Consider the following 12,413-nt stretch of genomic DNA (forward strand, 5'->3'; position numbering starts at 1 on the left):
ATTACAATTTCATTAATAATCTGAATATGAAATCGATTATTCGATTCATTGCCAGACCTAAATTGAAGGCGGTTGCTAAACCTCTGTTTACCGGAGGTCTTAGGAGCCGTAGATGATAGATCCTATTCTTTCATCTACGGCTCTTTTTTTTGGCACATGTTTATGAATATCAGAAAAATTTATGAGGGGGTATGTTAAAAAATGGATCAAAAAGCTTTTCATTACCCATGGTACAAGAAAGAGGACACGGATGCTTTTTTCGCTTTATTTCAAAACAACCTTGCCAATTTTGTTATAATTGCGATCACAATGCTTGGGATGGGTTTTTCAACGAGCATTGTTTTTGGACAGGTGATCCCGGGAGCGGCCGTAGCAGTATTGTTCGGTAACCTCTACTACGCCTACACGGCGAGTCGTTTGGCAAAAAGGGAACAAAGAGTTGATGTAACAGCATTATCTTACGGGATAAGTACACCCGTTATGTTCATCTTCTTATTCGGTGTTTTATTGCCTGCCATGACGCTCACCGATGACCCGGAGTTAGCTTGGCGAATAGGGGTGGCTGCCGCCTTTATAAGTGGGCTGGTTGAGGTATTGGTTAGCCTTATCGGAAGATGGATTCAAAGAAATTTACCGCGAGCAGCAATGCTGGGTGCTATCAGTGGCGTCGCTTTAACATTTATCGCAGGTGAAATGTTATTTATGACTATGGAGATACCGGTAGCGGGACTTATAGCGTTGGCTATTATTATCGTTGGTGTTATCGGAAAGGTAACCATGCCATTTAAGATCCCGGCTTCCCTATTTGCCATTATTATCGGCACAATTTTGGCCTATGCGTTTGGGCCAGCCAATATTGGTCAGATTACGGAAGGTTTGGCTTATGTGGGCTTTTATCCATTTATACCCACTTTAGCACCGTTTGAAGGGATGACTTATCTTTTCGGAGCCATGATTGGCATATTCGCGGTCGTTCTGCCTATCACCATCTATAATGCGATCGAAACAATGAATAATGTGGAGGCAATGGAAGCAATCGGTGATAAGTATGATGTCCGAGAGTGTCAGGCTGTTGATGGCGCAGGAACAATGTTGGGGTCTTGCTTTGGAGGGGCCTTCCCTACTACCGTTTATCTTGCCACAGTCGGGGCTAAACATATGGGGGCGGGTCGAGGCTATAGCATTTTAAACGCAATTGTATACACACTTACAGCCGTGTTCGGTTTAATCGCTGCCGTCTCGGAAATTATCCCTGTAGCCGTCATAGCACCCGTTCTTGTTTATGTGGGAGCTTCCATGGTATCAACGGCATTTGAAACGAATGCGACGAAATACTATCCTGCTGTCATTATCGCCATGCTCCCTTATTTCTCCAATTACTTAATGACTCGTTTTGATGGCGATGCACCAGAGGTCGTACAAGATATATCGACAGGGATTGTGCCACTTGGGGACGGAGCCATGTTCACTGCCCTCATTTTAGGTGCCATTACTGTTTTTATCATTGACGGAGACTATCTGAAAGCAACCGCATTTTCCTTGATCGGTGCTGGCTTTTCCTTCTTTGGCTTAATGCATGCACCGGAACTATCATTAAATGCCTCGCCGGATTTTGCATTAGGATATATCGTTATAGGTGTATTCTTTCTATATCAGCACTTTAGAACGATGCAAACTGAAAAGAAACATACATTGGACATTTGAAAAATTTATAGTTAAGGATGCGTGAAAATAATGTCAAAAACACTTATTAAAAATGCTGAAATTGTAACGGTTAATGAAAAAAACGAGATTATATACGGCGATTTATTGATTGAAAATGATCGCATTGCCCAAATTGATTCTCATATTGATGCGACAGGGATAGACAATGTGATTGATGCCCATAACAGAACGATTATCCCGGGATTTATTCATACCCATATTCATTTGTGTCAGACGCTTTTCCGGGGCCAGGGCGACGATTTAGAGTTACTCGATTGGCTTCAAAAAAGAATATGGCCTCTTGAAGCAGCCCATGATGAAGAATCAAGTTATTATTCAGCGATGCTGGGCATCGGGGAACTTATCCGAAGCGGAACTACGACGGTCGTTGATATGGAGACGGTTCATCATACCGGCTCTGCTTTAGAAGCCATTGCTGAAAGCGGGATCCGGGCAGTGAGCGGAAAATGCATGATGGATTATGGGGATGATGTTCCCCTGTTACTGCAAGAAAATACAGACGCGTCCATTCAGGAAAGCGTCGATTTATTGGAGAAATGGCATAATCACGATAATGGCAGAATACAATACGCCTTTTCACCCCGATTTGTCGTGTCGTGCTCGAAAGACTTGTTGACACAAGTGCGGGATCTATCCGCCAATTATGATGTTCATGTTCACTCTCATGCAGCAGAAAACAGAGGAGAAATTGAAATCGTTGAACAACAAACCGGCATGCGCAACGTTACTTATCTCGATCACATTGGCTTAGCCAACGAGCGATTAATTCTTGCGCATTGTGTTTGGTTGGATGATGAAGAAAAATCCATTATTAAAAACAAAGGTGTTAACGTGAGCCATTGTCCCGGATCTAACCTGAAATTGGCATCCGGTGTAGCCGAAGTACCCGATATGTTGGATAATGACATACGCGTAAGTTTAGGTGCAGACGGCGCTCCCTGCAATAACAATTTAGACATGTTGAATGAAATAAGATTGGCAGCAACGATCCATAAACCGGCCCACGGTCCAACGACGATGAAAGCTCAATCAGTTCTTCGCATGGCTACCATCGAAGGAGCAAGAGCTTTAGGGTTGGAAAATGAAATTGGCAGCCTAGAGGTTGGCAAGAAAGCAGATCTATCGATTTTGAATTTAAATGACTTCCATGTTTACCCATCATTCGGTGTTGATCCTATTTCCCGTGTCGTGTATTCAGCTACAAGAGCTGACATCGAAACAACGATGATTAACGGTCAGCCTGTGATGGAAAACGGAGCAATGAAAACGATGGATAAGGATATTATCTTAAAAGAATCCAATAAATCGATTGACCGACTTTTAAAACGCATGCCTACTATTCAATACAGTTAGAGCGCCGGAAATATAAAAATAATTATTGACAATATAAAAATCTTTCGGTAAACTTTATGTTAACTTTATAAATGTTGTGAGTTTAAATGTGTTATGTAAGCGCTTTTTACTCATGTGCATGCGCTGGTTTCGTATTTTTTCTGTTCACGGGACAAATATGGGTCGCAGCTTTAGATAATCTTATTCTGAGATTAACATCTATTGTTGCGGTCTTTTTTTGTTAAAAAACACTTATTTTCCTTTTTTCGTATAACCTCAATGATTGGGTTGAGGGTCTCTACGGGAAACCGTAAATTTCCCAAGCTACGAAAAAGATTTCTTCCCATTGGAAATCTTTTTTGTGGCTTTTTTAGTGTCAAATTAAACATTTACATTCTAAGGAGGCTTTTTGATGAAAACATTTCAATTTCATGTGAATGGGAAGAATGAAAAGGTTTATTGTCCACCAGCTAAAACACTGCTTGATGTCTTACGTGATGATTTAGAACTGACAGGCAGTAAGGAATGCTGTGGCAAAGGGGAATGTGGGTCATGTTCGGTCATGATCAATCATGAGGTGATTTGTTCTTGTCTCGTTTTAGTCGGCCAAATCGAAAATGAGGACGTCATCACTGTTGAAGGCATTGGACTTGAAGAAAACATGGATATTATACAAGAAGCTTTTATAGAGGAAGGTGCGACACAATGCGGATATTGTACACCTGGTATCATCGTTGCCACCCGATCTTTTATAAACAACATCGAGCACATACCATCCATTGATGATGTAAAAACCGCTCTTGGTGGTAATTTATGTCGGTGTACCGGTTACCAAAAAATTATCAAGGCTGTCCAATCGGCGGCCAAAAACAAATTCGCTCAACACAGTGATACACATTGAGGAAAAATAACAATCATTACGTAGCTCTATTACTTGCCGCCGGTCGCTCCGAACGTATGGGGACCGTGAAAGCTCTGCTTCCCTGGGGCGAGGAAAGTTTGATCACATACCAAATCAATCAACTTAAAAATATCGGGATTGGCAAAATCATCGTTGTGACAGGCTATAAGTCTGAACGAATAACCGAAGCTATTAAACGATATGGCGTACATATTGTATGGAACGACCGTTTTGATGAAGGCAAATGTTCATCGATCAGAAAAGGCGTTAAGGCCATTCGTGGCAACCCAAAAGGCATTTTAATCAGCACTGTCGACCAACCCGTTTCACATGTGACCTTAAGTCTGATTGTGGATCAATTCAATAAAACGAACCCTTCCATTATTGTTCCGTTATATCAACAAAAACGAGGGCATCCTGTACTTTTCCACGGCAGTCTAAGGCAAGAGTTGTTAAACGTTAATGAAGAAACGAAAGGGCTACGAAACATTTTACAAAAATTCAGCCATCAAATATCCTATTTGGACGTTAACGACCCTGATATTTTGTTTAACTTTAACACTCCTGCCGACTATTTACCACAGACCACAAAGGCGAAAGGAGAATCATAATGAAGGTATCCGATATGGAAATGATTTCGCCAACATCCGTCAATGAATGTTTGCAAGTGCTTTCCAACCGTCAAAACGAAAGTCGATTGATCGCCGGGGGAACAGATGCTGTTGTTCGTATGAAGGAAAAAAAGTGGATGCCCAATATATGGATCAATATCAGAAACTTGAATAAGCTTCGTTATATCTATGAAGATGAGAACGGCATACACATTGGCCCAATGACAACACATACCGATATTGTGCAATCCGATCTGCTTCTAAACAAAGCAGATGTATTAACACATGCAGCGAAAGAAGTTGGAGCAACCCAAATGCAAAATATGGGTACATTAGGCGGCAATATTGGCACTGCTTCTCCTGCAGGCGACACAATCCCTGCCCTCTACGTATTGGATGCCAAAATTGAACTACGCTCACTTCATGATACAAGAATTGTTCCGATTCAAGATTTCTTTGTTGGTCCGGGGAAAACCGTCATACATTCTGACGAGATCATTTCTGATATCATCGTTCGCCCTCAAGAAAAATATGAAATCGGCATATTTGAAAAACTTGGGCCACGTAAAGCGCAATCTATTTCGATTGTCAATTTTGCTACATCGTTAACATTGGATTCAAAAAAGCGCCATTGTACCGCCGGGAAATTGGCTTTTGGTTCAGTAGGCCCAACCATTATCCGCGCAAAGAAATGTGAATCCATGCTTTTATTGGATCGTCTGGACGAAAACTTGATTCAAAACATGGCAAAACTTGCTTGGAAAGAAGTTGCCCCCATTTCTGATGTGCGTGCGTCTGCTAATTACAGAAAAGATATGGCTAGTGCTTTGTTAGAAAGAGGGTTATATAGGCTAATGAAAAGGTGGGGAGAATAAATGAATCGCATCGCCGAGCATAAAAATGACACAAAAAACCGATATCACTGGATTGGCAAACGGGTTCCACGTATCGATGGGCCCGAGAAAGTGACAGGCAAACTCCAATATATGACGGACAGACATTACCCTGACATGGTATGGGGGAAGGTGCTCAGATCAAAGTATCCCCATGCTCAAATTACAAATATAGATACGACTCAAGCAGAAGCATTACCGGGGGTTATCTGTATATTAACATATGAGGATATTCCAGGCTTTAATGGGTTTGGTATTGTCACGCCCGATCAGCCTGTTCTTTGTGAAGACGTTGTTCGCTGTACGGCAGATGCTGTTGCACTTGTTGCCGCTGAAACAAACGAAATCGCCGAAGAAGCCCTTCGTCTCATTCAAGTGGATTATCATCCGTTGGGGGTCGTAGACGATGCAGAATACGCTATGACCGAGCAAGCCCCACCTCTACACCCGGACGGAAATATTCATGGCCACTTCAAAATACAAAACGGTGATATCAACCACGCATTCGAAGAAGCCGACTACATTTTTGAAAACACCTATTATTCACCTCGTCAAATGCATGCTTTCATAGAGACTGAAGGCGGTTGGGGCAAACTTGAAGAAGACGGTACGTTAACCATTCAATGTCCTGCTCAATACGCCTACAGAGATCGGCTGCAGATTTCACGTGCCCTCGGCATAAACCCGGAGAGCATCCATGTGATATCGAGCCCTAACGGTGGGGGGTTCGGGGGCAAAGATGAAATTACTGTACAAATTTACCTTGCATTGCTCGCCCTTCATAGTGGTGGACGTCCCGTGAAAATTCATTTGAATCGAGAGGAATCCGTCCAAGCAAGTCTAAAAAGGCACCCTTTTAAGGTACACGTTAAAACCGGTGTAAACAAGGACGGACGAATTATTGCCAACCAAGTAAGAGCTGTTGCTGATACAGGTGCCTACGCCTCACTGGGGCCGGCTGTTACATCACTGGCCGTCGAGCATGCTTGCGGACCATACACAATCCCCAATGTTGACATTGAAGGGTTTTGCGTGTATACCAATAACGGTATCGCAGGCGCTTTCAGGGGTTTTGGTGTTAATCAGGTTTGTGTCGGCATTGAAACACATATAGACATGACCGCCGAAAAGATCGGTATGGATCCGATTGAGATCAGAAAGAAAAATGCCTATCGTCAAGGCGACATTTCTAGTGTCGGACATGTGGTTAAGTCCAGTGTCGGTACTCACCAGACGTTATATAAAGCTCAACATTGTGATCTGTGGGTCAATCGGGAAACTTACAAAAAACAAACGACTGAACCATGGAAAAAAAGAGGCGTCGCTGTCGCAACCTCCTTCCACGGTGTTGGTATGGGGATTGATACACCCGATTACGGCGCAGCGTCCATCGAATTGTTGCCTGACGGTCACATGAAAGTAGCGGTTGGGTGTGAAGAAATCGGCACCGGTAATGGCACTGTCTACGCCCAAGTTTGTGCAGAGCTACTCCACTGTGACATTTCCCACATATCAGTCGTTCAGGGGGATACGGCTGAAACGTTGGATGGGGGAACGATTTCCGCTTCCAGATCCACGTATACGGGTACAAGAGCGATTGCGACCGTCGCTCCCCAGATGATTCAACGGCTGATTGAAGCTGCAGGACATATACTCGATGTCCCTACAAAAAATATGGAAATCGAAAATGGGTCTATAATTAACAAAAATAATCAATCCATTTTACTTTCTTTTCGTCAAATTTATGATTACTTAGTGAAGAACCAAATTTCTACGACAGTGCAAGGGCACTTTTATTTACCGAAAGAAAAGAACGAAATTCAAGGTTCCGGCGGAGCACCTCATCATATTTACGGGTACTTGACGCATGTCGTTATGGTTGAAGTGGACACATTGACCGGCGAAACGGATGTTTTACGTGTTGTCTCGATACCAGACTGTGGGAAAGTGATGAATCTACAAGGTCTTGAAGGGCAAGCTGAAGGGGGAGCCGTCATGGGGATTGGCTATACATTGTTCGAAGATGTCATCATCGAAGATGGGCATAATAAAACCAACAATTTATCTGATTATATCATCCCGACCATTCTGGAAACACCTGAAATTGAAACGATACCGGTTGAAGACCCTGAACCTTCTAACCCTTTCGGCGCCAAAGGGATCGGCGAAGTAGTGATGATCCCAATTATTCCCGCTATTATGTCCGCCATCTACGATGCCACCGGTGCAAAGGTAAGACATCTGCCTGCAACGCCGGAACGTATTTACGAAGCAATGAAACCCATTCAGATGTCATCGGGGTGATGGCACATGTTTAACCCAAAATTATTTGAATTGTTATCTGATTCACTGAAAAAACAACATGAAATCGCGTTAATCACCATAACGTCTCACTCTACGGAAAATTTAGTTGGAGCGAAATTATTACTTTGGCCTGATGGCAGTATGTATAGCGACAGAGACTATTCTAAATTTTTTTCAGAACAACTCATTGAACACTGTCTACCACTATTACTGGAACAAAAAACGAAAAGTATCACGTTTGAATGGCGAGAGGGAAACGTGGAATGTTACGTTGAATCATTTACCCCTCCCTCTCGTTTAATTGTAGCAGGAGCCGGGCATGTATCTGAACCCGTTGAGAAAATGGGACGTATGCTCGGTTTCTCCGTCACGGTTATCGATGATCGGAAATCATTCGCCAATCGGGATAACTTCCCTGTAGCCGACGAAATTATCTGTATGCCTTATCTTGATTTTTTCAAGGACGTCCATATTACACCTAAAACGTACATTTTACTCCTTACACGTGGGCATAAATTCGATGTCATTAGTTTACAACAATTACTTAAACGAGAAGAAAAGCTCGACGCACGTGAACGAACGGCTTATATCGGAATGATTGGAAGCAGACGACGCATAGCCGGTGTTTTTGAACAATTAAAAAGTGAATTTACCAATCACCATTTCAAAAACATCTACTCACCTGTTGGATTAGATATTGGCGCCCAGTCCCCTGCCGAGATTGCCGTAAGCATTTTCGCTGAACTCCTGAAAGTCCAAAATAAATCTACCGGCCATTCAAAACGAGAAAAGATTAAAGACTATGAAAAACTAAAATTTTATGAAAGGAATCGATCATGAACCATCTAGCCTTTTTTGATCAGGTTATATCTATTCGCAAGAACAAACAAAAAGCAGCTTTGGCTACTGTCATACGTACAAAAGGGTCCACTCCCAGAAAAACCGGAACTAAAATGATTATTTATTCCGACTATACACTAGAGGGAACGATTGGAGGTGGTTGCGGTGAAGGTGAAGTGATTGAAAAAGCGCTTATCGTTATGGACACGGGCAGACCCCAACACCATCACGTCGATTTAACAGATGGCCTCTTTTACGAAGATGGCGGAATTTGCGGGGGGATTCTGGATGTGTTTATTGAACCGATCATTTGATTTTTTCTGAAATTCATTAAAAGGGGGAGCAACATATGAGTTCAAACCTGGAGCCAGAAACGAATAAAAGGTTGAGGAACAATAAAATTGAGCAGTACTTTGGATTCAGCGAGAAAAATACGAATTTTAAAAAAGAATCAATCGGTGGTATCACCACTTTTATGGCGATGTCGTATATATTGTTTGTGAATGCTGCGATTTTAAGCGATGCAGGAATGGATGAAGGCGCTGTATTCGTGGCTACCGGTCTTACGGCAGCTATTTCTTGTATTATTATGGCTTTGTGGGCAAACTATCCGATCGGTTTAGCCCCCGGGATGGGATTGAATGCGTTTTTTGCCTATACAGTCGTCATAGGTATGGAGATACCATGGGAAACAGCGCTTGCCGGATTTCTTGTAGCCGGTGTAATCTTCCTTCTTATGACCTTAACAGGACTAAGGGAAAAAGTGATCGATGCCATTCCGCCTCAATTAAAGGATGCCACTGTCGCAGGGATCGGATTATTCATCGCCTTTATCGGGCTGCAAAATGCGGGGGTTGTCGCTGGCGATGAAGAAACATTATTAACGCTTAGTAATATTACGTCGCCCTCCACCATGTTGGCACTGTTCGGCCTTATTGTAACTGCTATAATGCTTGTGCGAGGTGTTAATGCCGCCATTTTTTTCGGCATGATCATCACAGCTGTAGCCGGCGTTATTACTGGTTTGATCCCATTCCCATCGCAAGTCGTTTCTACTCTACCGAGTTTAGCACCCACTTTTGGTGTTGCGATTACTGAATTGCCAAGCATTTTACAACCGGAAATATTCACCGTGGTCTTTACCGTACTCTTCGTGAACTTCTTTGATGCCACCGGTACAATTATCGCCGTTGCTAAAAAAGCTGGATTTTTACAAGAGGATAAATTACCTAGAGCTAAACAAGCATTGGGTGCTGATGCGATTGCTTCTGTCGTTGGTTCAATCTTAGGCACATCGAATACGAATTCTTACATTGAATCGGCATCGGGCGTTGCCGCGGGTGCACGGACAGGTTTTGCTTCATTAGTTACGGCTGGTTGCTTCCTCTTATTCTTATTCTTATCGCCGCTTCTGGAGGTAGTCACTGATGCCGTAACGGCTCCGGCATTAATTATTGTTGGTGTTTTAATGGCTTCTTCATTGGGGTCAATAAAGTGGGATAAAATGGAATATGCTATACCTGCTTTTATCACTGTTATTGCTATGCCTTTAACTTATAGTATTGCCAATGGACTGGCCTTAGGGTTTATCGCTTATCCGATTTTAAAAATTGTAAAAGGCGAATACAAGGATATTCACCCGATCATGTATTTACTGCTCGTTATTTTTATTGCTTACTTCATTTGGTTAGCTTAAACTTTAATTACGACTAGTTAAGAAGTTTTATAATGTCAAAAATCTGGTTATAAAAAATGCGAAACTCGTGAACGTCACCTCAAATGAAATTTTGGCCAACACAGATATTACCGTAAAAGATTCTCGGATTGCTTACGTTGAAAAAATGCAGATCGTACGATCGGTGAGAAAACACAATACACACTGACGGTTATTACTTAACACCCGGTTTCCTGGACGGTCATTGCCATATTGTAAGCAGCCAAATCACGGCGATGCAGTTTGCTCGGGCTGTATTGCCGAAAGGAACACCGGAGATTTTTTTGATGCCCATGAGATCACAAATATTCTCGAACTTGACGAGCTTAAATTCATGTTGGAAAGCGTACGGCAGACACCAATGGCTAGCCTATATGAAAGTTGCTTCATGTTCCCGTCAACGGATGCAAATTTTGAAACAAACGGAGCATTATAGACCCCAGCACCCACACTTCATAGGTGAAAAAAGTAGATTGAAACTTAATGTGGCAAATAGAACACGAATCGGTAGTTTTCAGCGAAAAAATTCAAATGCTACTGAAAATCGGCAGGATTTCACCATTAAACAAAGAAAACCTCCTTAGGGACAACCCAAGGAGGTGATTCAGGAAATACGGTGGTCCACATCCAAATCTCTCACTATAAGGATCCACTATGGACAAAACTACCATAACAACAACATTTATGGAAGCTATACAGCCGTTAAAGATCAAAAAGGTTTTAGAAGATTTTTTAGGGACCGATACGTCAAAAAATTAACCTGTGAAAAATTGGTTGCTTTGATGATTTATGCACAGATCTATCAAATGCCAAGTGCAAAGCAGCTAGCTTGACCCTCAAGAATAGCGAAGAACTCCAAGGAAGCGTGGATCTTGCCTCGATTAGCGATTCGCAGATGACACGCCGGTTGCGTGACATCAACACTGATGTTAGCCAAGCCTTGTTTTCCGACATCGTTAGCCAAATGAAACGAGAGATTCATCCACCTCATCGCTTGCAGATGATGAGCCCCATCTATCTTGTGGATGCTTCAATCATTCCGCTTTGTCTCTCTCTGTCAATGGGCGACCTTTCGTCCCAAACAAGGAAAAGGTGGCTTGCCTGCCGGAGGGATTGCGCAGGAGAATGCTGTTCTCAAACCAGCCGTTCATGCCGATCATACGATTTGAATGAATTGAAAGATTTTGACGGTGAATCATTCGAAGAAGCGATGACTAGAGCAGGGTTTAAAAAGGGCGAAAAAGAAGCCCGGGAAGACATAAAAGCTTTTATTGAATTACATGTTGAACAAGGAAATGTGTTGGAACAAGTGTCACCTGACCGGCAATATATTTGGAGCCCCACATGCAAAAAGGAAAGCGGCTGCCTTCTTCTTCGGCCAAGTAAAAGACTTCAATATTGCGTACCGGTTGTCCATAGGTTTCTTTTAAATACTTCACGGCTAAATATCCGCCTAGTACACCTAACTGCCTGTCATAATAGCCACCGGATTTAACAGTATCCACGTGTGAGCCCGTTAAAATCGTCTCTTTCTTATTTTCTGAGCCTTTCAGACGGACAAACAAGTTACCTACCTCATTGAAATAGGTTTGAAAACCTTCAACTTCGAACAATTGCTTCATGGCTTGCTGAGCTTCAGACCATGACTCGCTGTCTAGTAATTCCTCCGTTGTAAACATCCTTGCCAAATTGACCAAGCCAATTTAGTTTTTCAAGGATTTCTCGTTCCCACTGGTCTTCGTTTCCGAAATTCATTGCTCCACATACTTGGAAATACTTATTTTCCGTTTAGAGATCTGACCGCTGCGGAGGCCCTAAGCTCAGCCTCCTCAGAAAAAATCGCTTGTTTCCTGCGGGGCTTCCCACTGCACTTTCCCACAGGCACACAGCTGGCTACGTGGAGCGTAGCCACATTGTTTCTTACCTGCCAAAAAATAGCGCTGATCGAATCAGCGCATCACCTGAATACCTTATACATTTTGCTCAACCAGTTCTTGGCTAGATCTACGAATGATTTACCAATTTAGAAGTGTACTTGTACCTCTATTTGAATTCCTTACATCCCCTACCTGAACAGTTAACTAAAATTTCAC

10 protein-coding genes and 1 riboswitch are annotated in these 12,413 nt (G+C 42.6%); of the genes, 9 read left to right on the forward strand and 1 reads right to left on the reverse strand.

From position 1 onward, the window contains the following. Window positions 1-201: 201 nt before the first annotated feature. The 9 genes from HUG20_RS14815 (at window position 202) to HUG20_RS14855 (ending at window position 10,302) form a co-directional block, all read left to right on the forward strand. The gene (locus HUG20_RS14815; RefSeq protein ID WP_200085473.1) at window positions 202-1,704 is read left to right on the forward strand and encodes a SulP family inorganic anion transporter; all 1,503 of its coding nucleotides are present in this window, start codon (window positions 202-204) and stop codon (window positions 1,702-1,704) included. Window positions 1,705-1,734: 30 nt separating this feature from the next. Beyond that, complete coding sequence (locus tag HUG20_RS14820) at window positions 1,735-3,078, forward strand: 5'-deoxyadenosine deaminase (protein WP_200085474.1); 1,344 nt, start codon at window positions 1,735-1,737, stop codon at window positions 3,076-3,078. A 225-nt stretch (window positions 3,079-3,303) separates the two neighbouring features. Beyond that, a riboswitch (purine riboswitch) is annotated at window positions 3,304-3,404 on the forward strand. A 65-nt stretch (window positions 3,405-3,469) separates the two neighbouring features. Next, window positions 3,470-3,958: a (2Fe-2S)-binding protein gene (locus HUG20_RS14825; RefSeq protein ID WP_200085475.1), complete on the forward strand. Its 489-nt coding sequence runs from the start codon at window positions 3,470-3,472 to the stop codon at window positions 3,956-3,958. Between the two features lie 56 nt (window positions 3,959-4,014). Continuing rightward, window positions 4,015-4,569 (forward strand): nucleotidyltransferase family protein, encoded by a 555-nt coding sequence (locus HUG20_RS14830; protein ID WP_246476765.1) that lies wholly within the window; start codon window positions 4,015-4,017, stop codon window positions 4,567-4,569. Continuing rightward, window positions 4,569-5,444, forward strand: coding sequence for an FAD binding domain-containing protein (locus HUG20_RS14835; protein WP_200085477.1), 876 nt, complete (start codon window positions 4,569-4,571; stop codon window positions 5,442-5,444). Before HUG20_RS14830 ends, HUG20_RS14835 begins: the two co-directional genes overlap by 1 nt. Continuing rightward, window positions 5,445-7,766, forward strand: a complete 2,322-nt coding sequence (locus HUG20_RS14840) for a xanthine dehydrogenase family protein molybdopterin-binding subunit (RefSeq protein WP_200085478.1) — start codon at window positions 5,445-5,447, stop codon at window positions 7,764-7,766. A gap of 6 nt (window positions 7,767-7,772) precedes the next feature. Continuing rightward, window positions 7,773-8,606 carry an XdhC family protein gene (locus tag HUG20_RS14845; RefSeq protein ID WP_200085479.1) on the forward strand — a complete coding sequence of 278 codons (834 nt, stop codon included), beginning with the start codon at window positions 7,773-7,775 and terminating at the stop codon, window positions 8,604-8,606. After that, window positions 8,603-8,920, forward strand: coding sequence for an XdhC family protein (locus HUG20_RS14850; protein WP_200085480.1), 318 nt, complete (start codon window positions 8,603-8,605; stop codon window positions 8,918-8,920). Before HUG20_RS14845 ends, HUG20_RS14850 begins: the two co-directional genes overlap by 4 nt. A 35-nt stretch (window positions 8,921-8,955) precedes the next feature. Then, window positions 8,956-10,302, forward strand: a complete 1,347-nt coding sequence (locus HUG20_RS14855) for an NCS2 family permease (protein ID WP_425504075.1) — start codon at window positions 8,956-8,958, stop codon at window positions 10,300-10,302. A gap of 1,286 nt (window positions 10,303-11,588) precedes the next feature. Here HUG20_RS14855 and HUG20_RS14860 read toward each other — a convergent pair. Continuing rightward, window positions 11,589-11,999: a M28 family peptidase gene (locus HUG20_RS14860; RefSeq protein WP_200085481.1), complete on the reverse strand. Its 411-nt coding sequence runs from the start codon at window positions 11,997-11,999 to the stop codon at window positions 11,589-11,591. Window positions 12,000-12,413 lie beyond the last annotated feature (414 nt).

Origin of the sequence: Salicibibacter cibi (assembly GCF_016495865.1) — a bacterium.
In the GTDB taxonomy this organism is placed as follows: Bacteria; Bacillota; Bacilli; order Bacillales; family Marinococcaceae; genus Salicibibacter; species Salicibibacter cibi.